This is a genomic window from Mesorhizobium sp. WSM4816, from assembly GCF_055811535.1.
Window position 1 is genome coordinate 74567 of the sequence record NZ_JBVVQR010000008.1, and the last position, 19537, is coordinate 94103.

18 protein-coding genes and 2 pseudogenes are annotated in these 19537 nt (G+C 59.4%); 4 read left to right on the plus strand and 16 right to left on the minus strand.

All coding sequences use genetic code 11. The annotated features are described in order from the left end of the window. Positions 1 to 80: 80 nt before the first annotated feature. On the plus strand, positions 81 to 812 hold the full coding sequence (locus tag AC0L3H_RS12050; protein WP_473585596.1) for a hypothetical protein: 732 nt from the start codon (positions 81 to 83) through the stop codon (positions 810 to 812). A gap of 540 nt (positions 813 to 1352) precedes the next feature. Here AC0L3H_RS12050 and AC0L3H_RS12055 read toward each other — a convergent pair. The 9 genes from AC0L3H_RS12055 to nifH all read right to left on the minus strand — a co-directional run bounded on the left by AC0L3H_RS12055 (position 1353) and on the right by nifH (position 11218). After that, the gene (locus AC0L3H_RS12055; RefSeq protein WP_473585597.1) at positions 1353 to 2243 is read right to left on the minus strand and encodes a universal stress protein; all 891 of its coding nucleotides are present in this window, start codon (positions 2241 to 2243) and stop codon (positions 1353 to 1355) included. A gap of 99 nt (positions 2244 to 2342) precedes the next feature. Continuing rightward, positions 2343 to 3122: a response regulator transcription factor gene (locus AC0L3H_RS12060; RefSeq protein WP_473585660.1), complete on the minus strand. Its 780-nt coding sequence runs from the start codon at positions 3120 to 3122 to the stop codon at positions 2343 to 2345. Between the two features lie 29 nt (positions 3123 to 3151). Then, complete coding sequence (locus tag AC0L3H_RS12065; protein WP_473585598.1) at positions 3152 to 3631, minus strand: NifX-associated nitrogen fixation protein; 480 nt, start codon at positions 3629 to 3631, stop codon at positions 3152 to 3154. Between the two features lie 17 nt (positions 3632 to 3648). Further along, entirely contained in the window at positions 3649 to 4146 is a 498-nt protein-coding gene (nifX, locus tag AC0L3H_RS12070; protein WP_473495265.1) for a nitrogen fixation protein NifX, read from the minus strand. Continuing rightward, positions 4112 to 5494 (minus strand): nitrogenase iron-molybdenum cofactor biosynthesis protein NifN, encoded by a 1383-nt coding sequence (gene nifN, locus AC0L3H_RS12075; RefSeq protein WP_473585599.1) that lies wholly within the window; start codon positions 5492 to 5494, stop codon positions 4112 to 4114. The genes nifX and nifN overlap by 35 nt, the downstream gene beginning before the upstream one ends. Next, positions 5491 to 6993, minus strand: coding sequence for a nitrogenase iron-molybdenum cofactor biosynthesis protein NifE (nifE, locus tag AC0L3H_RS12080; RefSeq protein WP_473585600.1), 1503 nt, complete (start codon positions 6991 to 6993; stop codon positions 5491 to 5493). The genes nifN and nifE overlap by 4 nt, the downstream gene beginning before the upstream one ends. 62 nt (positions 6994 to 7055) lie before the next feature. After that, entirely contained in the window at positions 7056 to 8597 is a 1542-nt protein-coding gene (gene nifK / locus AC0L3H_RS12085) for a nitrogenase molybdenum-iron protein subunit beta (protein WP_473495262.1), read from the minus strand. 132 nt (positions 8598 to 8729) lie between these two features. Then, positions 8730 to 10232 (minus strand): nitrogenase molybdenum-iron protein alpha chain, encoded by a 1503-nt coding sequence (gene nifD, locus AC0L3H_RS12090; RefSeq protein ID WP_473495261.1) that lies wholly within the window; start codon positions 10230 to 10232, stop codon positions 8730 to 8732. Positions 10233 to 10324: 92 nt separating this feature from the next. After that, positions 10325 to 11218, minus strand: coding sequence for a nitrogenase iron protein (nifH, locus tag AC0L3H_RS12095; RefSeq protein ID WP_065010720.1), 894 nt, complete (start codon positions 11216 to 11218; stop codon positions 10325 to 10327). Between the two features lie 624 nt (positions 11219 to 11842). Here nifH and AC0L3H_RS12100 point away from each other — a divergent pair. Beyond that, positions 11843 to 13069 (plus strand): MFS transporter, encoded by a 1227-nt coding sequence (locus tag AC0L3H_RS12100; protein ID WP_473585661.1) that lies wholly within the window; start codon positions 11843 to 11845, stop codon positions 13067 to 13069. Positions 13070 to 13930: 861 nt separating this feature from the next. On the opposite strand, the gene AC0L3H_RS12105 is transcribed toward AC0L3H_RS12100, so the two are convergent. The 3 genes and pseudogenes from AC0L3H_RS12105 to AC0L3H_RS12115 all read right to left on the minus strand — a co-directional run bounded on the left by AC0L3H_RS12105 (position 13931) and on the right by AC0L3H_RS12115 (position 16022). Beyond that, positions 13931 to 14302 carry a hypothetical protein gene (locus AC0L3H_RS12105; RefSeq protein ID WP_473585601.1) on the minus strand — a complete coding sequence of 124 codons (372 nt, stop codon included), beginning with the start codon at positions 14300 to 14302 and terminating at the stop codon, positions 13931 to 13933. A gap of 167 nt (positions 14303 to 14469) precedes the next feature. Further along, a pseudogene (locus tag AC0L3H_RS12110) lies at positions 14470 to 15098 on the minus strand (transposase); the annotation flags it as partial. Positions 15099 to 15758: 660 nt separating this feature from the next. After that, complete coding sequence (locus AC0L3H_RS12115; RefSeq protein WP_473495259.1) at positions 15759 to 16022, minus strand: hypothetical protein; 264 nt, start codon at positions 16020 to 16022, stop codon at positions 15759 to 15761. A gap of 39 nt (positions 16023 to 16061) precedes the next feature. On the opposite strand from AC0L3H_RS12115, the pseudogene AC0L3H_RS12120 reads away from it, so the two are divergent. Then, positions 16062 to 16190: pseudogene (locus AC0L3H_RS12120) on the plus strand (transposase); the annotation flags it as partial. A gap of 17 nt (positions 16191 to 16207) precedes the next feature. Continuing rightward, positions 16208 to 16681, plus strand: a complete 474-nt coding sequence (locus AC0L3H_RS12125; RefSeq protein ID WP_473585662.1) for a transposase — start codon at positions 16208 to 16210, stop codon at positions 16679 to 16681. 435 nt (positions 16682 to 17116) lie between these two features. Here AC0L3H_RS12125 and AC0L3H_RS12130 read toward each other — a convergent pair whose 3' ends face one another. The 4 genes from AC0L3H_RS12130 to AC0L3H_RS12145 all read right to left on the minus strand — a co-directional run bounded on the left by AC0L3H_RS12130 (position 17117) and on the right by AC0L3H_RS12145 (position 19257). Further along, positions 17117 to 17347, minus strand: a complete 231-nt coding sequence (locus AC0L3H_RS12130; protein WP_473585602.1) for an antitoxin Xre/MbcA/ParS toxin-binding domain-containing protein — start codon at positions 17345 to 17347, stop codon at positions 17117 to 17119. Positions 17348 to 17521: 174 nt separating this feature from the next. After that, complete coding sequence (locus AC0L3H_RS12135) at positions 17522 to 17782, minus strand: NYN domain-containing protein (RefSeq protein WP_473585663.1); 261 nt, start codon at positions 17780 to 17782, stop codon at positions 17522 to 17524. A 73-nt stretch (positions 17783 to 17855) separates the two neighbouring features. Further along, the gene (locus AC0L3H_RS12140) at positions 17856 to 18089 is read right to left on the minus strand and encodes a hypothetical protein (RefSeq protein WP_473585603.1); all 234 of its coding nucleotides are present in this window, start codon (positions 18087 to 18089) and stop codon (positions 17856 to 17858) included. A 718-nt stretch (positions 18090 to 18807) separates the two neighbouring features. Beyond that, positions 18808 to 19257 carry a hypothetical protein gene (locus AC0L3H_RS12145; RefSeq protein WP_473585604.1) on the minus strand — a complete coding sequence of 150 codons (450 nt, stop codon included), beginning with the start codon at positions 19255 to 19257 and terminating at the stop codon, positions 18808 to 18810. Between the last annotated feature and the right edge of the window lie 280 nt (positions 19258 to 19537).

The window sequence follows — 19537 nt, forward strand, 5'->3', positions numbered from 1 at the left end:
GCCGCCAGCAGTGCCATGCGTACTGCTCGGCGGAAAGGCGAAATGCAGGCGGGAATATTCATCGTGCAGATGAGAGCATAATGGCAATCGATTGGAGCGATGACTCGACGAGCGATATACGGAGCCGCTTCGTCGCGTGGTGGGCTGCATCTGGGAGAATTGAGATCAAAAAATTCCTCCTACAGCTGAAACGGTTTCTTAGCGGTCAACCAGCTTCCGAAACCTTCGGCAACGAGCGTCACGATGTTAGCTTGGGTTCCAGTGGCATCGACCGGATCGCCGATTGCGGAGGCGACAGCCAATCTTTGACCCGGGAAAGCGATCACGGATCCTGCGGCGAGAAGGCATGGGACGAACTCTCCGGTGACAATGGCCGCGACTCGCGCATTTTTGGGAGGGACAATGACAAGCTCTGCGAATCCGGCGCAGATGTTCTCAACGCTGGAAGCAGCAAGGATTATCTGACGGCGGGCGTTGACTCACGGCTCCAGGATAGGATGAGCGGCGTCGACCCGAGGTTCGGGTGGAAGCCGCACATCATTGTTCTCGTCGATATCGAACGAGATACCTTCATCTTTCATACGGTGGGGTTCTACAGAGACGGTTTTGGCCCAAACTCCGTTGACAACGCCAGCGTAGTGTCCGGCTATCCGGCGAGCTGGTTTTGCAACGGCAAGCCACGTAGGGCCTTTGCCTCGGGCGCGCCGGACAGCGGCGCACCACTGCGCACCCCAACCATGCCGGCCGTGGCCGGAGACCAGACGCGTTTGCCCTCCAGCGAGATCATTATCTTTCCCTTTAAACGAGCGTGATTCCGAAGCGTGACAATCGATCTCGACCATTAGACGAGCTCATCAAAAGTCGTCCTTGGCTTCCAACCGTGCTTGGTGGCCGGCTTAGTAGGCCTCGCCAATCGGCAGGTCCACCTCGGCGGGGACCGAAATAGCCGCTTCTATCCGGATCAGCGCCTGGTTACTCCTGTGTTCGCGGCCTACCTCGTCAATGCGTTCCCCTTCCAGACGATCTCCCTCCCGACACGCCTGAAGGCAGCCTCGACAAAGCTGCGGACGGAAAGCGTCTCGCGTTCGCGAGCACAATCGTCAGGCTCGTGGTGCTGCAGGATGCGCCAGGAAAGCAGCGGTTAAATTGAGTGGTGCACCCTGGGCATCAGAACTGGGAGGACTCCGTTCCGCTTTCCGCCTTGCGCATGACTGGAGAGATTTCCGGCGGGCGTCGCCTCCCGAGCATCGTTACTCTCCGTAAACTCGATTGTTTCGATGGAGCGCATCTACGGTATGAATCCATGCATCACCGTAGAGCTTCGAACAGCATCGGTGCGGCTCCGGAACCAGTCAGCGCGCCAAAAACAGCGGCAATGTCGGTTTCTCCAAGATCCATCTCGTGACGCCGCCAAACAGCCGCTCACGCAGCCGACGGCTGCCATAAGCGCCCATGACTATCATCTCGGCAGACGTGTCTTTTGCGTGCTGCGCAAGCACAGTGGCCGCCGGTTTGCCGGCACTTGGCAGTAGGTCAACCGACACCCGAACACCGTGCCGAGTGAGATAGGCAACAATGTCGGCTCCAGGCTCCTCGCCGTTCCCGCTATTGTTCGCCTTCGGATCGACCAGGGCAACTCGAACTTCCTCAGCAGCGCATAAGACACCCAGCGCTTCCCGAACCGCACGGTACGCCTCGACTCGCGGATCCCAACTGACCAGGACGCGCCGTGGCCACAGAGTCGCCTCAGTGCCCTTCGGCACAACGAGCACCGGCCTTCCCGTATCGAACAAGCAGCCGTTGACAACAGGAGGTCCGAGATTCTCGTCGTTGAGGAGACTCGGACCGATGACCGCGAGGTCGGTGCAGAGCGCCCACTGTCGTGCCACTTCGCCGAGGCTTGCCGGATCGCAATAGTCGGTGTCAACGTCATAGGCGGCGAGCGACATAGCTCTCAGCAGTTTCTGGGTATCTTTGGAGCGTTTTTCCCCTCTGGGCACGTCCTGTGAAAATCGATCGATTTGCCGAAACCGGTCATTCCATCTGGCAATAGCCTGAACACGTCCTCCAGGCCACTCGGGGACACCATCTCCGATCGACGGATACGACATAAGGAGCGTCGGAGGCAGTATAATCCGTACGGAAAGGTGCGCGCCGACTTCGGCACACAAGCCGGCAGCAGTTCTGACGTCCTGATCGGAATGGTCAGCGCCGATCACACAGAGTACGCTTTTAAAACCCATTTGCCTGCTCCTTCCTGAAGTATTCGTATAGGGGCGTTTCAGGCCGCAAGACCGGCTCACAGCGCGCGGGAAAGGGAGTGGCACCACCTGGCACTTGATTCAGTCGTCCGGCTTCTCGAGCGAGTAGCCGACCGACCTGACCGTGCGAATGACGATGCCGGGTGAGGTCGCCTGCAGGGCCTTTCTGATCCGGCTCATATGGACATCGACGGTGCGTTCACCGACATGGATATTGTCCGGCCAGGCTGCACGTTTCAGTTCGTCCCTGGTGAAGACTTTGCCGGGAGTTTGAATCAGCAGCCGTAGCAGGTTGAACTGGATGGGCCCGAGATGGATATCGTGACCATTGCCACGAATCCTATGGGCGTCGACCTTCATCTCGAGGTCGCCACAGCCGAGCCAGCCGCCGTTCTCGACCCCGTTGGAACCCGGCTTGGCCAGCCCCAGCTTCGCCCGCAGAGAGTCGAGCAGCTTGGCCGGCGCGAACGGCCGCACAAAGAACTCGTCAATGTCTGCCGTCAAGAGATCTAGGTGCTGGTTCTCGGCGCCGGGCGCGAATAGCGCAATGATAGGGACGGCGCTGGTTCGCGGCTCCCGTTTGAGCCGAGCGCAGACTGCGGCCCCTGTTGCGTAAGCTGGCCCGCAGTCCAGCACCACTGCGTGGAACTCCCGTTCGGCGACGGCTGCAAGTGCTTCATTCATGCCGCCTGCCAACGCACTGGTAAAGCCGTCCGCCTCCAGTATGTGGCTTAGGAACAGATAGAACTCGGCATCTTGCGAACAGATCAGGACGAGTGGCTTCATCGACGTTCCCTCAAAAGACCCATCGGCCTGAACCGCGTCGTAGGCTGGCCATCGCGCCCGCTCAAAATCCGTCATGACCCCCTTTTGCTCGAAACCTGCTTCCATCACGCGCGCGCCACTTCGGGAAAGGTATCAATGGCTGCGATTGCGTCGCCGACCAGTTTCGTGCCGGCCTCGGCGAGCTTCTGGAACGTCTCGAAGCCGAACCGGTGGACGTCGCGCAGCGACTTCGAGAGAGCGACCAACCGCCCGGCCGTGAAAAGCACGCGCCCAAAGCCTTCATGGCTCAGCTCCATCATCGGCGATGCCATCAGGCCGCAGCGCTCCTCGATCGCAAGCCCAACGGCGGCGTAAAACATGTCAAGCCTCCACAGCACGTCCGGATCGGGATCGCTGATGATCGGGATTGCACGGCGCTGTTCCTTAGTGATGATGAAGGCGGCCAGCAGCTCGGTGTCCGCTTTGCCTTCCCAAGCCCCGTAGGAGTCCTGAGCACGGATCAACCGCACGAGGCATCTGAGAAACGGAGTGGCAAGCGCCATCTCGTCCTCGTTGACAGCAGGGCTAACCGCGACTTCAAACATTTCGTTCTTTCCTCGTTTCAGTCGTCGTCCTCAAAGGAAGGTTTCTTCTCCGCGACGCCTGCCTCAACCAGCACCTTGCGCAGCCAGGGGGGAGGACTTGTCCTGAGCATCATCTGCGTGCGCAACAGCACCTCTTGGATACTCTGAGGCTGCAGAACCTTGATTGGATGGATTTTTGCCGAGACAAGCTTGGCTGCCGAAGGTCCGCCGATGGCCAGACAAAACAGCAGATGGCAGCCCTTCAGCGCTTCCACCTTCGGTCTGATACGGTCATCGCCCTCGGACCGATGTTTCCCGCTTTCGTCGGAGACGTCGTCGAAGGCCACGGCTTCCACGAGGTTCCACTCCTCGCGCGTCACATCGTAGATGGCAAAGCGCTTGGCCGACCCGAAATGCGCATTGAGCTCCTTCATGTCTTGGCTAGCGATTGCCACGCGCAAAGCGCCTGCTTCTCGTTCACGCATCCGACCTTGAACCCCGTCAGTGACGAGTGAGAGGCGACGAACGGGGCCCACCTGGCGTTTCCCGCTTGCGGAATGGTTCAAGTTCTTGCGGCGTCGGCGCATGCCGGTTGGCCTGGAAAATGTTCGCAATTTCGAAAACCAAATCGCGGGTTCCCTGATAGAGGATAGTGAGCTTGTGCTGGCTGCCGAGCCGGTCGAAGACGGGGAAGCCGACGCGCATGAGCGGAATGCCAAGACGTTGCGATGCTTGGCGTCCATGTGAATGGGTGACCAGAAGATCAGCGCCGCCGGCAAGCGCTTCCAAATCGCCGAGATCGCCGATCTGAATCGACTCCGCCGGTACCTTTTCCAGAATTTTCGACATATCGGTCGTCGTGACCGCCGCCGCGATTTCGGAGCCCATGTCCACGAAGAAGGTTGCGAATTGGTAGAGTTGGTCTGGTTCAGCAGCGATCGCAATTTTCTTGCCTCCGAAATGGAAATGTCCATCGAGCAACGCATCCTGCAATTGCGTCCGCCGACGGCAAACGCCTGCCGGAACAGGTTCGCCAGAAATCGTGGAAAGCAGGGAAACGAACTGATCGGCGCCCTTCAATCCGGTCAGCGACTCGAACAGCGCGTAGGGGACGCCGGTCACCTTGTGCAGCACCTCGGCCGCCCGGCGCATATGCTCGCCGATGGCGATGCAGTGCTCGACCGCGCCGAGCTCGCGGATATCCTCCACGCGCGTACCGCCATAGGTAGTCGTGACCCAATGATCGGGCACAGTACCGTCGAGCGAGCTTGAGACGTCCGGCAAAATCACCGGCTGCAGCCCAAAGCCTTCAACCATCTCACGCAAATGCTCGATGTCAGCCACGGTTAGATTCCAACCGGGCAGGATCGCGATCTTTTTTGACTGCCGCACCCGCTCGCCAGGCCGCGTAATGCCTTCGATCATCGCGGTGACAGCGTTGGCCCAGCCCTCTTCCAGGGCGCCGCCGAAATCCGGCGTGTTGGCCAGCACGATCTCCGTACCCGCGAGTTCTTCCGCCCGTTTCAGCCTGATGTCCGCGATGTCGCCTGCGGAATCCTCGCCACGGGTTTCCACCAGGGCCGTCGTGCAGACGCCGATCAGCTTTGGCTTCGTGCGATTCTTAAGATTGAGAATCGCCACTTCCAGATTGTCCGCCCCGCCGAGGATGGTCGCCACTTCATCCATCGCGGTGGTCTGTAGGGAGATCGTTTCCTTGAAATGCCGCACTAAGAGCACGAGCGCGAAGCTGGTGCAGCCCTGGCTGCCGTGGAGCAGCGGCATTGCGCCCTCAACCCCGAGAAAGGCCAGGGCGGCACCGAGCGGCTGTGACGATTTCAGTGGGTTGACCGAAGCTGATTTGGTCTGGGAAAAGATGCGGGTCATCGGATTTCCTCAACACCAGCCGAAATAGTCCGCGTCGTGCCGGCGAATTCCTGGACAGCGTGCACGGTCGCCGTGCCGTTCTTGGTGCTCGGCAATTCATCCTTCACATCTGGCTGGCAATCCCACGGGGCCCGCTCGCGCACCTGGCACCAGATCGGGTTGTGAATGGCGAGGTCGATCTGGCGTACCAGTTCCACCATGCCGTCGTAGCCGGCGTAGGGGTGCTGGCGCTCCTGGTTAATGTCGAGCCAGGGCGTCTTGGCCTTGAGGGCGACGAATTGTGTGCGCCCGCCCGACAGCATGATATCGGCCTTGCCTTCTGAGAGCAGGGCGTAAAGGTCGCGCGTTGCCATCTGCTCGAACATGTGGTTGTCGTCCTTGAGGATCTGTTTGATGCGCTCTTTGTCTTCGACCGTGGATTTCTTGACCGAGGTGCCCACGATCTCCATGCCGATTTCCGTCAGCGCATGAAGAACCGACCAGGACTTCACACCACCCGTATTCAGCAGCACGCGTTTGCCTTGGAGCCGCCGCCGGTAAGCCTCGAGCTTCCTCCATGCGATCGCCTCCTGCTCAGCGACCAGTGTCTCTGTGCGATCGAGGATTTCCGGATCGGCGCCCTTCCTCACCAGCCGCTCAGCGATCTTGCGAAGTGCTTCCGATGTGTCGGAGATGCCGTAAAAGGAGCCCTCGAAGAAGGGGATGTCCCAGCGCTCCTCCATCTTGCGGGCCAGATTGATGAGGGCCGTCGAGCACACCACCATAGCCGCCCGGGCGCGGTGCGCAGAGGCAATGTCGAGATAGCGCGCGTCGCCCGGAATGCAGGCGCGAACCCGGATGCCCAGCCGATCAAGGAGCGGCTTTATCAGCCAGAATTCGCCGGAAAGGTTGAATTCACCAAGGATGTTGATGTCGTACGGCCCGGCGTCGTCGGGTTCCACCGTGCCGATGACATGGTCGAGCAACGCCTCGGCGGCGAGCTTGTTGCCGAGGTTCTTGGAGCCGGCCAATCCGGGCGCATTGATCGGGACTACGGCCAAGCCGAATTTTTCGGCGGCGCGTTTGCAGACGGCCTCGATATCATCGCCGATGAGCGCCGTCACGCAGGTCGAATAGACAAAGACTGCGGGCGGCGCATACGCTTCCTTGATTTCGCGGATCGCCTTGAAGAGCTTCCGCTCGCCCTGCCCCATCACCACATCGAGTTCGGTAAGGTCCGTCGTGAAGCTTGTGCGCCATAGGCTGGGCCCAGACGAAGCTGCACCGCGGTTGTCCCAGGAATTGCCCTCGCAGGCGAGCGGCGCATGAACCAGATGGGCAACGTCAGTGATCGGCTGCAGGACGATCTTGGCCCCGTCAAAGGCGCAACCGCCCGCTGCCGCTCCCGGCGTCAGCGGCCGTGCGCAGCCTTCCTTGCGGGCCTTGGCGTCCTTGCCACGGTTCTTGTCGCAGGCAGGCTCGTCGAAAACGTCCTGGATCTTGGCACTGAGCGAGGTCATTGCGTCAGTCTCCAAAGTCAATTCGGCAACGAACCGCCTGTGCGAAAAGCCGGCCGTGTGTTCTAACGGGTGAGGTCATAGGAATAGTCCGTCACGCCCGTCTGGCTCGTCTCGCGATCGAGCTTGTCGAAGATCTTGTCGAGGATCGTCGTCAGCACGCGTAATCCGCCTTGGTAGCCCATGAGCGCAAAGCGATGGTGGTGGTGCCGGTCGAAGATTGGAAACGTCAACCTGATCAGCGGCGTGCCGGTGTCGCGCTCCAGATACTTGCCATAGGAATTGCCGATCAGCAGGTCCACTGGCTCGGTGAAGAGCAGCGACCGCATAGCCCAAAGGTCTTTGCCCGCCCAGACCTGAGCGTCCTTGCCGAAGGGCGAGGATGCAAGCAGTTCCTTCAACTCGGCTTCCCACGCCGAGGTGCCGTTGGTGGCGAGGCAATGTGTCGGCTCGCCGCCCGTTTCCATGACGAAGCGGGCCATGGCGTACACGAAGTCCGGGTCGCCGTAGATCGCGTATTTCTTGCCGTGCAGCCAGGACTGGCTGTCCGCCAGGGCATCAATCAGTCGGCCGCGCTCCAGCCGAATTGCTTCGGGGATTTCCTTCCCGGAAAGCGCCGAGATCTTCATCAGCAATTCGTCAGTCGCCTGGACGCCGAGCGGATAATGGAATGAAGCCGTGGCCTGCCCGACTTGCCCGCAGTAGTCGAGGGTTTTTCGGGTGTTGTAGTACTGCAGTGAAACCGTCGCCTCGGCGTCGAGTGCCCCCTTCACCTCTTCGATCTTCGTGCCGCCGTCATACATGCGGTATTCCCCGTCCGATGGCGTGTCGAACTGGTCAGATGCGTCCTGGATGAAGGTGTAGGACACACCCATCACATCGAGCAGGCGTTTGAGTTCCCGGTTGTTGCCAACGCAGAAGCCGTCGAAGCCCGGAATGACGTTGATGGTTCCCTTGGCTTCCGTGCGCTCCTGGCCTTTCCAGAAGTGCTCCAGAATGCCTTTCAGCATGCCATCATAGCCGTCGACATGGCTACCGACGAAGGCGGGCGTGTGGGCAAAGGGCACGTCAAAGTCGCGCGGGACTGAGTTTTCGTCTTTGGCGTTCTCGATGAAGCTGTGCAGGTCGTCCCCTATGACCTCCGCCATACAAGTCGTCGACACTGCGATCATCTTCGGATCGTAGAGTTGGTAGGTGTTGGCAAGCCCGTCCACCAGGTTCTTCAGGCCTCCGAACACTGCCGCGTCCTCGGTCATCGAGGAGGAAACCGCCGAAGCAGGTTCCTTGAAATGGCGCGACAGGTGCGAGCGGTAATAGGCCACGCAGCCCTGGCTGCCGTGGACGAAGGACATGGTCCGCTCGAAGCCCGCGGCCGCGAACACCGCGCCGAGCGGCTGGCAGGCCTTGGCGGGATTTATTACCAGAGCTTCCCGGGCGAGGTTCTTTTCGCGGTATTCCCAGGTCTTGGTAAATTCGCCTTGATCGGTAACGATCTGATCCGGGTGCGGACATTCGAAATTCAGCTTCTTCTCGGCGAGCATTTGCCTGTATTCCGGCTCGCGGAACAGCGGAGCGTGGTCGAGAATCTTTTCGGCCGACTGCGGCATTGGTATTCCTCTTTGTAATCTGGCCGCGCCATTCGGCAGCTCAGATAGGTCGAGACGTTTCCGGTAATCCCGAGGCTCACAAGCTCGCGGGGTTCATGGTCTCTCTGGGGAGACTAGGCCAGGATAGGGCGTCTATTCGGCAGCTATCGCCCGCCCACTAGGCGGGCGTTCTTTCCAAGGGGCCTGGTAGAGACCCCAGACCGGATTGTTGATGGCAAGGTCCACGTCACGTGCGAAAATGGCAAAGCCGTCATAGCCGTGATAAGGTCCCGAATAGTCCCAGGAGTGCATCTGACGGAACGGAATGCCCATCTTCTGCACCGGGTATTTTTCCTTGATGCCAGAGCCCACGAGGTTGGGGCGAACTCCCTCGATGAACTTCTCCAACTCGTACCCGGTCACGTCGTCATAGATCAGCGTGCCGTTCTTTACGTAATGACCGGTGCGCTGATAGTCATCATTGTGAGCGAACTCGTAGCCGGTGCCGACGATGACCATGCCGAGGTCCTCGTAGGCTGTGATGACGTGGCGGGGGCGCAGGCCACCGACGTAGAGCATGACGGTATTGCCTTCGAGGCGCGGCCGGTACTTTGAGATAATGGCGTCAACAAGCGGCCTGTACTTGGCGATGACCTTCTCGGCTTTTTCCTCGATTTCCGGCCCGAAATGCTTGGCGATCTTGCGTAGAGAAGCTTCGATCTGGGAAGGCCCGAAGAAATTGTACTCCATCCAGGCCACGCCATACTTCTCCTCCATATGCCGGCAGATGTAGTTCATCGAGCGATAGCAGTGGATGAGATTGAGCTTGGCCTTTGGTGCGCGCTCAATTTCGGCAAGTGTTGCGTCGCCCGACCAGTTGCCGACCACGCGCAATCCTATCTCCTCGAGCAAGATGCGCGAGGCCCAGGCGTCGCCGCCAATATTGTAGTCGCCGATCACGTTGACGTCGTAAGCACCGACCTCGAACTCGACGTCCTTCTTGTCGAAGACCCAGTCGCGGATCGCGTCATTGGCGATGTGGTGGCCGAGTGATTGCGAGACGCCGCGGAAGCCCTCGCAGCGCACCGGCACGATGGTCTTTTCGTACTCCTTGGCCTTCTTGCGAGAAACTGCCTCGGTGTCATCACCAATGAGACCGATCGGACATTCTGATTGCACGGTGATGCCGTTGTTCAGCGGAAACAGCACCTCGATCTCGTCGATGATCTGTTCCAGTTTCTTGTCACCGCCGAAGACAATGTCTTTCTCCTGGAAATCGGAGGTGAACTGCATTGTCCCGAACGTGTCGATGCCCGTTGTGCCCACATAGTAATTGCGTCGCTGTGACCAGGAATATTGGCCGCAACCGACGGGGCCGTGCGAGATATGGATCATATCCTTGACTGGGCCCCAGACCACGCCCTTTGAGCCGGCATAGGCGCAGCCGCGGATTGTCATCACCCCGGGGATGGACTTGATGTTCGATTTGACGTCGCATTCGGAAAGGATCTCACTTTCCCCGCCAGCCTCATCCCCGCTCTTTGCGATGCTCAGGTGTTTTTTGCGGCGCTTCGCCGCTTTGTCGGGATATTGCGATAGCACCTCCTCGATAAGCTTCGCATGGAGAGCACCATCATTCTCGTATTCCAGGCTCATGGGACCCCTTTCAAGGTGTCTGATGACGCCTCACCGATGAGGCGCCGTTCTTTGCAAGGCGCTCCAACTCGAGAGGCGACCAATATCGGTCGTTACTGGGCGGCCGCCTTGGCCGCTTCCTTGGCCTGAAGCTCGGCAAGCATCTGCTCGTCGGTTTTCATGATGCCGAAGTCGAGCAGCATGTCCTCGAGCTCCTCCATGGTGATCGGCGTCGGGATGGTACCCTGGCCAGAATTGGCATGGATCTTCTCGGCCAGCGCGCGGTACTCTCCGGCCTGCTTGGAATCCGGCGCATACTGGATAACTGACATCTTCCTGAGCTCGGCGTGCTGGACGATGTTGTCGCGCGGCACGAAATGGATGAGCTTGGAATTGAGCCTGGAAGCCAGGGCTTCAGCGAGGTCGAGCTCACGGTCGGTTTGACGTTCGTTGCAGATCAGGCCTCCGAGCCGCACGCCCCCCGAATGGGCATATTTCAGGATGCCCTTGGCGATGTTGTTGGCGGCATAGAGCGCCATCATCTCCCCGGACATAACGATGTAGATTTCCTGCGCCTTGCCCTCGCGGATTGGCATCGCGAAACCGCCGCAAACCACGTCGCCGAGCACGTCATATGAGACATAGTCAACATCGTCATAGGCGCCGTTCTCTTCGAGGAAGTTGATTGATGTGATGACGCCTCGGCCGGCACAGCCAACACCCGGCTCCGGGCCGCCGGACTCCACGCACTTGATGCCTCTGTAGCCAATCTTGAGCACGTCCTGCAGCTCGAGATCTTCCACCGAACCTTCCTGTGCCGCGAGATGCAGGACAGTATCCTGAGCCTTCGAGTTTAGGATCAGGCGGGTGGAGTCGGCCTTGGGGTCGCAGCCGACGATGAGGATCCTCTGGCCGAGGTCGACCAGGGCGGCGAGCGTGTTTTGGGAGGTGGTGGACTTGCCGATGCCGCCCTTTCCGTAAAAGGCGATCTGACGCAGACCTGACATTATAGATTTCCTTCCTTTTTCATCCGTCGCGGCTGGCCGCAATATGAATGCCGATGGGCAGCTCTTGCCTCACACCGAAACGGTCTCAAGACTCGTGCCAAGTAGACTGGCTGATAACGAACAGGGATTTTTTCCTTTGTCTCCCGCGACTTAGCCTGAGCTCCAACAAGTGTTTGCTGCCAAACAAGTGATTGTCGGAACAAGACCTGTAGCGGACCCGACACTGCCCGACACAAGGCGTCAGATTCGAGACCGACACCGGAAGAACTTGGGCCTTGGAGCTAGAGCCGACTTTTGGCTGCATACAGGCGGCGGCAAAGCGACCGGCTGCGTGCCCCGCTGCGGGACATCAGACGTGCGTGCTCGGTAGCTGGTTGCGTGGCTGGTTCGAGACTGGCCCGCGAAGTGGGCATGGAACATGCCTGATGCGACGCCTGCCGACGATCACATTTTCGTCCGGCTGGGACAAACCGGCACTGATATTGCACGCGGCGCTGTCAAAACATGTCGGGCAGCGATGAACATTCCCTTCGTGAGACGTGGCCGGCAACGGCGTCCTGGCATGAATGCGGGTCAATGCAGCAAACCCATGTTGCAGTTGCACCCAAGCTGGCGAGCCTATTCATGACCGAATCCGCGAGAGGCTTCATGGAGACTTTTCTGCACGGCCCAGAAAAGCCGGATCAACGGACTCGTCCCGCATGGGGCGCGGTCATATCGCTTGCCCTGGGCACCTTCGGGCTGGTGGCTGCAGAGCTCTTACCTGCCAGCGTGCTGACGCCGCTCGCGCATGAACTGCAAGTCACAGAGGGTGCGGCTGGACAGACGATGACAGCGACGGCGATTGCCGCGGCGATCTCTGCGCCGACGATCGCTTTCATAACAAGGCGCCTGGACCGCAGGGTCGTCCTGTGGACGATGATGCTGCTTCAGATCCTGTCCAACGTTCTGGCGGGGGTCGCGTGGTCGCTGCCGGTTTTCCTGGCGGCACGCGTCGTGCTCGGCATTGCGCTTGGAGGCTTCTGGTCGATTTCGGCATCGCTGGCGATGCGGCTCGTTCCAAATCACCTCCTGCCGCGCGCCATGTCAATAATCCTCACCGGCGTTTCGGTCGCCATCGTTTGCACGCCTCCAATCGGCGCCTATGTCGGCGACATCTGGGGATGGCGAGCCACCTTCATGATCGCCGCAGCCGTCAATGCCGTTACACTGCTGGTGCAACTCGTAACCAATCCGACGTTGCCGCCGGTTGAAACGTCTGGATTGCGCGGCCTGCTGAATGTGGTCAAGAAGCCAACCATCAAGGTCGCGCTTTTGGTTGTACTGCTGGTCGGTTCTGGGCACTTCGCCAGCTTCACCTATGTCCGGGTTTACCTCGAGAAGATCCCTGCGCTCCATATCGAGACGATCTCGCTGCTGTTGCTCGTTTCTGGCGTATGCGGCTTCTTCGGCAATTTAGCCGGCGCATTCCTGGCGAAACACAGCCTCAAGGCAGTCGCGGGGCTGCCGCCCCTGCTCATGGCGCTAGCCGCTGTCTCGTTGCTGATGCCTGGAGCATCGGCCCCCGCCTCGGCCATTGCGGTTGCTGTATGGAGTTTTGGCTTCGGTGCGGTGCCGGTGGGGGTACAGACTTGGATGGTGCTGCGCGCGGTTCCCGAGCAAGCCGAAAGCGCCGGTGTGCTGATGACCTCAACGTTCCAATTTGCCATCGCAGCGGGCGCGATCTTCGGCGGACTGCTAGTGAATAATGCCGGCGTCGCAAGTGTGTTTGCCTACAGCGCAGTAGCCACGTTCCTCGCCGCCGTCACAGTGTTCCTATTCGGCCCAAAAGGCGCAACTTACACCTCCTGACGGGAGAGACCTTCAGCTCAGCGCTCGATGCAATCGCACCAGCCGCGCGGCGCGATCCTGCCCACGACTACTTTGCCGGTTCAGGGCTTCGTCTCGCCTATCGGATGGGCCGCATGGAGGTCGCGGCTACTGCCTCCGCGCGGGGCCCGACCAGTGCCGGGCGCCAAGCCGGCTTCACCGTTCGCGGCTACAGGAAGTGCATCAGCGTTCGCCCGGGCGGAGTTGGTCAGGTTACGCAGCCCGGGCGAGCGCGGTGGTGCTTGTCAGATGGACGACCGGGCGCCGTTCTTGAGGCGACGACTCGATCTGACCTCGATTTGGCGCCACGAGAAACGCCGGGCCGGCCTGTGGGTCGACCGTTGCGCCCAACACCATGATCGTGCGCAATAGTCGCTGAGAGGGCGGCATTCCAGACAGCACGCCTGCATGATCCGAAAGTCAATTCCAGCCCGCGATGGTCTGCGCCAGTGCCGAACGCCCAGAATTCGAGCAGGCCCCGACAGAAAAACGCACGCAGAATGCGCGTGGCCCGCCTCGAAGACGGAATGCAAGAGGCACAGGCTGGTCGACAACCGCGATGGGGCGTCCATGGTGAGATAGAACCCAGTGACCATCCGACTGCAGATGTCCATCGCCAAGGTCAGCCACGGCCGGCCGATCGGCTGCCGGGTCTCCTCGTCAACAACGAATACATCGGCTTTGGTATGGTCGATCTGGACCACCTCGAGGGGGCGGGAGGCACCGAACGCTCCGGGAACGGCCGTTGTCGCCTTCACGATCTTCTGTTCGCCGCGTCGCCTGGCAGCTTCTGGAGGTCTATGTCCTCAAGGCGAGCGACGATCGTTCTGCGATGCGGCGGCTTCAGTCCCGGGACATGCAGTTCGTCTGCACGTCCCGGACCAGCTGCGAGACCGTCGGTCGTGTCCGCTTCAGGTAGAACGCGTTGATGGTCCTCCGGACGATTTCCTCACGTTTCTCATCCAGTGTGCGATGACCCTCCGGCCGCCCGCGTTTGCGGTCCACAAGCGACAGGACGGTTCCGCCGGCGCGGAACAGCTTGACCAAGGGGTAAGCTGTAGCTTGGCTAAGGCCGAGCTCGGCCGCTAGCCCCGCAACATTTCCGGCCGTAGTGCGGCCGGAGTGGCGCCTTAGAATGCCGCGGATCGCATCCGCACGCCGGCACGCTTCATCCCAAAGCGCCTCATCAATTTCGTCGGGAAATGGGTCGCTCATGGAGGCTCACCAGGGAAAAACTCCGAGAGCCCTATTCTCAAATTAAGTGGTAAGCGCCAAGAGCGATTATCAAATTAACTGCTGATTCTCAAATTAAGTGCCGGCCTAAGCATTTGGAATCGTTTATATGGCATTCTCATAATTAAGTGCCAAGTGACATGAGGATCCAGAAGCAAGGCCGACTGCTGCATGATCCGATGCACCCGCTTGCGGTTGACGATACGCAGTCCTTTTCGCGTCAGTTCCCGGTTCACCAGTGCGGTGATGCGCCGGTAGCCATAGGTCGGCCGCTCGTCGACGAAGCGGCGGATGAGCGGCAGCAAGCCCTCGTCGTCGGCCTTGCGATAGGCGCCACGTGGCCTGGTTCTTCCGCTGCGCCTGACAAAGAGGTTGGAGCGTGACACGCCGAGCACCTCGGCGATCCGCTTCACCGCAAACCTCCCTTCGGAAGCGAGAGCGGCCGCAAGGTCGGTTTTTTTGCCTGCGATTTGGCGAGCGCTTCCCGAAGGATCTCGTTCTCCATGGTCTTGCGGCCGAGCAGGCGTTCCAGCTCGCGCACCCGCTCCTCGAGACGCCGAACCTCTGAACTGCCGACGACGGGTTCATCCGAACGCACTGCTGCCGCACCTCCCTCGCTCAACAGACGGCGCCAGCGGTAGAGAAGATTGGGCGCCACACCGTTGCGCCGGGCAACGGATGACACCGTCTCGCCCGGCTCGAAACTCTCCTCGATGATCCGCAGCTTTGCTTGCGTCGACCAATGCCGACGGCGGGCGACGCCGGTGATCACCTCGATGCGCTGATAGTCCCGGACATAAGCCTATCCTCAAGCCTGTTGAGCCTTCTGCTTATGCCAGGTGTCCGATCGAAACGGGGGGGCAATTCAGACGCCAATTGTCGAACTTGCAGAATATGCACTCGATCACGTTCCGTGCGGGACATGCCTACTATTCTGGCCTGAACCTGACAACAGACGCTCGGTGATTTGCCGCTTCCATCCGGAAGGCTGGAGCAAGGAGTTTCCAAGATTCCGCAGAATGAGAGGTTCGTGTTTTATGGCCGCGATAACCGGACTTCACAGCCGAGGAATGCAGGCACTATTTCGAGGCAACCGGCTATGACCCGGAGTAAGTCGAATTTGCTCAGGCATCAGCGTGGAGAAACGATTCCCGAGATATCGCGACAACTTTACCCTCGCCGATTTCGAGGAAGACACTACATGGTCCGGAAATCGACGTCAGAGACCTCTACGAACATAAAATACGACAACGTTTCCAGCTTGCCGCGTCTACGAGCCGGTTATCGATCGCCATCCTAGGCCGGCGAGCCTTCGCCCGCCTCAACTTGGAAGGACCCGATCTCCCTCCGACGAACCTGAATGATATTGCGATCATAGCGCACCCCAAGGGCCATGGGCAACCTCTGGAGATCCCTACCGATTAGACCATCGGTTGGATTAGAAAAACTGCTCGGTTCCAAGAAACAGTCGCGACATAGATGTCCATGGAACCGTGATCAGTCCCTCCGCCGATAATTTTGAGAGCGCGGCACCGCTCCCATACGCGCCGATGACGAAAGTGCCGTTGATCTCGTCTTTAAATCGCGTGGAAGTAGGCGACAATGGAGCATCGATCTGCTTAGCTGGATAGTCCACATCGACGGCGAAAAGAATCGTACTGCCTCTATCTTTCGGCTGACCGACGCGCTTTGCGAACCCCATAGCACTCTTTGCAGTGTCGCGGCGCTGATGGGGTTCGATATTGCCGTGCCTGACTTCTCCACCCTGTCTCGCCGGAGCAAAGGGCTGGCGTTGCCGTCGACAAAGTCCCGAGCCACAACATCAGGTCCGGTCCATCTGGTTGTCGACAGCACCGGCTTGAAGGTCTTCCCGGCGAGGGCGAGTGGCTGGAAAACAAGCACAAAACCAAGGCCAAACGCAAAAGATCGCGCAAACTGCACCTTGGTCTCAATCTTGTCAGTGGTGAGATTGTTTGTTCCGATCTGACCGCGGATGATGTCGGCGATCCGACAGCGTTACCAGGACTTCTGGACCAGATCGGTGGCCCCGTCGAGAAGTTCATTGCCGACGGCGCCTATGATGGAACGCCAACCCGAGATCTTCTGGCGACACGCTTTGGTGAGATCGTGGAGGTCATTATCCCACCTCCCAAGACTGCCGTTGCCACGATCGCCATATTGCAGAAATCCAGACCAAAGGGCGGATGGCATGGCAGAAATCCACCGGCTGCAACAAGCGCAGTCGCGCTGAGACCCAGATGGGTCGATGGAAGGCTGTCATCGGGCCCAAACTCAAAGCGCGACATTTTGACAATCAGAAGATTGAAGCAAAGATTGGCGTCCGTGTTCTTAACTGGATGACAGAACTAGGCCGGCCCAAGTTCGAGCGCGTTGCATGAAAATGCAGTGGATAGGGTTGCCTCGCCCAAAGTCTGATCCATGCAACAGTGCTCATCAAAGGTGGGTTGCGTGGCGTGGGCCGCGACGATCTTGGCAGGCCGCGCCGTGTGAAGTCCCGCGCCGTGAACGGCATCGATCAGGATATCAAGCTCAACAAGCCCTTTGGCTCCTCGGCGAAAGGATGGCGGCGCTGAAGCCGTGAGCAGGCAAGCACATGCGCCGCCGCAATAGGCCGCGCAACGCCCCCGCGCTCGGTCCCTTTGTGTTTGCAAGATGAAGAGCCTTGGCGACCGATGCTTGCCGTTTGCCTGTCCCTCACCGCTATCCAAGCGGCGCGTGCCGGACGAGGGATGCCCCGAAGCCTCATTCCTCGCACTCCCTTCCCACCCGTGAAATTCAGGATTTTGAGGACAAATCGTCCTGATCGCCAGCCTTGTCGAGCTGTTCGCGTATATAGGCTTCGATGTAGTCGAAGACCTCGACCGCGCCGGCATCCGTCTCGATCAGATCGATCGGCCGACGGCCGCCGAGATGCGCGTTCTCTCTGCGCGCCCATTTCAGGACCTCGCCTTCGGTGCGCAGAACCGGATGGCTCCAACATCTTCGCGAGGTGACGCGGTTTCGCATACCATGAATACGGTTTGACGCTGGCCCGCCGACGCCCGCGGACGACATCCGGTAATTGCGACCTCCGCAACTCATCATCGGAGATATGCCGCCTGACCCAATGGGCCAGCTTCGACAGCGAAACATTTGCCTCGCGCTCGAGATCCCCGTCCGCGCCGACTTTGCGCGTCGGGATCACCAAGCCGCGGACGATGTGCGGGCAACGGCCTGCAACATCTCCAACGCCGGCGTAAGGTCGGTATCGTTGGTGACGAGGACCACCTGGTCGACGTCGCCGCTCAGGGCGTCGTCATAGAGATGAAGCGCCAGATTCACATCCGATTGCTTCTCCTCGAGCTTCCAGACCTGGATCTTGTCGCAATCGCGTGGCCAGCGCTTCGGATCGTCGGCTGGAACAATATGCTGGTTGGCCTTGTAGAGCGAATAATTGCCCATCACGAAAGATAGCCGACCACCGCAAGGCGTCGTCAAGGCGTTGTGATATTGGGCCTGGGACGATACGGAATCCTCACCCTTGGCGGCACTTTCGATGATCTTGGCGGTGAAATATTTGATCGCGCAGTCCGGGATGCAGCGTCATCGTCGCCGGCGCGGCGTCCGGCGCTGCCCGGTAGAGGATCGACGGCAGAATTTCCGTTTCGAACAGGGTGAGAACGTCCAGCCATTTGAATGCGGTCTTGCGAAGACAACCATAGTAGAGATTGTAGCCGTCGATGTAGACTCTTGTTCGTAACGCTGGCACTCCTTGCTCCCAAGACATAAAAAAACCGGCTTGCGCCGGCTTTTTCCCCCAACCGCCCGGAGCGCATGTCTCTCAGGATGCTGGGTTAGTTGTTAGCTCTCAACATAGTGTCGAGTGGCCCCTTAGTCAACCGGTATTGACGGCCACCCACGCGCTGAAACCGGCGATTTCGCCGTGTATTCACCTAAAATAAGCATTTCTCGGGAAAATCTGCAACGGAATGACACGGCCTTCAGCCGGCAGTGAATCAGGAGAAGGGCCACCGCCCCGTACTGGTCGGCCGCGCTCTATGCCGAGGGCACGAAGCCGGCCTGCGTCTCCGCCGATCCCGGTAACGATCGCTTGTCCAGCGGCTGCTCACGCATCCGGCACTGAGGCCCTCCCCGGGCCGTCGCCGGCCAGGCCGGTCAAGCGGCCCGTGAAGGTGGAAAATCTTCCGCGCCAGTCCGCGAGCGGACCCGAGAAGATCCCCCACTTTCCGCGCCACGCCACTTGACAGTCCCGCCCGCCGCCGTGGGGTGGGCTCTCGCCCTCCCCCCTCTGTCCGGGGGAATGTCAGAGGCCATTCCCCCGGAAAGACCGGGGAGGCTTCGCCCGAAAGGGGCTTTCCCTTCGGGAAACGCAAACTCAGGAGACAGAAAATGACCGAACTCACAAACTTCATCCGCTTCAACGAAGACGGCACCTATCTCGATGGCGTCGTGCGCTGGCGTCTGTGCTAATCGAAACCACGTTCTTCCACAGGTGCAATCTTGCTTCTGTCAAATAAAATCACCTCGTACGAGATTCCATATTCCGTCTTCACTCCATCCAAGCCGTATCTCTGCGCCAAGGTAGCCCATGCGCCTAGTTCGTCAGAATGCACTTGAGTACCCTGCTCATCCATGACCGCTAATTTGAGGGGCTTTTGCGCCTCGATAACAAAGTACTTTCCAGAACTACCTGCATAGCCGCGTGCCGCGTTTACATCGTTTTCTGAGGTCATCCAAATTGCTTCGCCCGTGTGCCCGCTTTGCCCCGAACCGCCCCACACCCCATCCCTATTAGCGTGGTTGAACTTTGTTCCCGCTGGAAGTTCTTCCATCTTCTTCCTCTCCCAGCCAACTGAGGCTGCAAGTTCTTCCATCTCCTTGCTCTCCCAGCCAACTGAGGCTGCAAGTTCTTCCATCTCCTTGCTCTCCCAACCAACTAAGGCTGCTAGATGTATGTGGTGAACGGTTTGCCCGGCTGTCGCGGGTCTTACCGGGCTCCTGACCTCGTCAACGACTGCCCTCAAAGCTCGGCGCGGTGGATTCTCGCGGCGACTCTCCCGGTGCCGCTCTCTCATTATTTGCATGCATTCGTTAGATATTTCGCCGTGATAATAGGCACATGTGTGGTATTCTCCCCAAACTTCGTGCGGTTCAAGTTCTGTATCCGCGCACTCAATCTTCCCGTTCTTATAAGCA

Excerpts from the sequence above, each read along its gene's own strand:
- AC0L3H_RS12050 (WP_473585596.1), top strand. The coding sequence starts at position 81 with ATGGCAATCGATTGGAGCGATGACTCGACGAGCGATATACGGAGCCGC.
- AC0L3H_RS12055 (WP_473585597.1), bottom strand. The coding sequence starts at position 2,243 with ATGGGTTTTAAAAGCGTACTCTGTGTGATCGGCGCTGACCATTCCGAT.
- AC0L3H_RS12060 (WP_473585660.1), bottom strand. The coding sequence starts at position 3,122 with ATGACGGATTTTGAGCGGGCGCGATGGCCAGCCTACGACGCGGTTCAG.
- AC0L3H_RS12065 (WP_473585598.1), bottom strand. The coding sequence starts at position 3,631 with ATGTTTGAAGTCGCGGTTAGCCCTGCTGTCAACGAGGACGAGATGGCG.
- nifN (WP_473585599.1), bottom strand. The coding sequence starts at position 5,494 with ATGACCCGCATCTTTTCCCAGACCAAATCAGCTTCGGTCAACCCACTG.
- nifE (WP_473585600.1), bottom strand. The coding sequence starts at position 6,993 with ATGACCTCGCTCAGTGCCAAGATCCAGGACGTTTTCGACGAGCCTGCC.
- nifK (WP_473495262.1), bottom strand. The coding sequence starts at position 8,597 with ATGCCGCAGTCGGCCGAAAAGATTCTCGACCACGCTCCGCTGTTCCGC.
- nifD (WP_473495261.1), bottom strand. The coding sequence starts at position 10,232 with ATGAGCCTGGAATACGAGAATGATGGTGCTCTCCATGCGAAGCTTATC.
- nifH (WP_065010720.1), bottom strand. The coding sequence starts at position 11,218 with ATGTCAGGTCTGCGTCAGATCGCCTTTTACGGAAAGGGCGGCATCGGC.
- AC0L3H_RS12100 (WP_473585661.1), top strand. The coding sequence starts at position 11,843 with ATGACCGAATCCGCGAGAGGCTTCATGGAGACTTTTCTGCACGGCCCA.
- AC0L3H_RS12105 (WP_473585601.1), bottom strand. The coding sequence starts at position 14,302 with ATGAGCGACCCATTTCCCGACGAAATTGATGAGGCGCTTTGGGATGAA.
- AC0L3H_RS12115 (WP_473495259.1), bottom strand. The coding sequence starts at position 16,022 with ATGGGGTTCGCAAAGCGCGTCGGTCAGCCGAAAGATAGAGGCAGTACG.
- AC0L3H_RS12130 (WP_473585602.1), bottom strand. The coding sequence starts at position 17,347 with ATGCGAAACCGCGTCACCTCGCGAAGATGTTGGAGCCATCCGGTTCTG.
- AC0L3H_RS12135 (WP_473585663.1), bottom strand. The coding sequence starts at position 17,782 with ATGGGCAATTATTCGCTCTACAAGGCCAACCAGCATATTGTTCCAGCC.
- AC0L3H_RS12145 (WP_473585604.1), bottom strand. The coding sequence starts at position 19,257 with ATGGAAGAACTTGCAGCCTCAGTTGGCTGGGAGAGCAAGGAGATGGAA.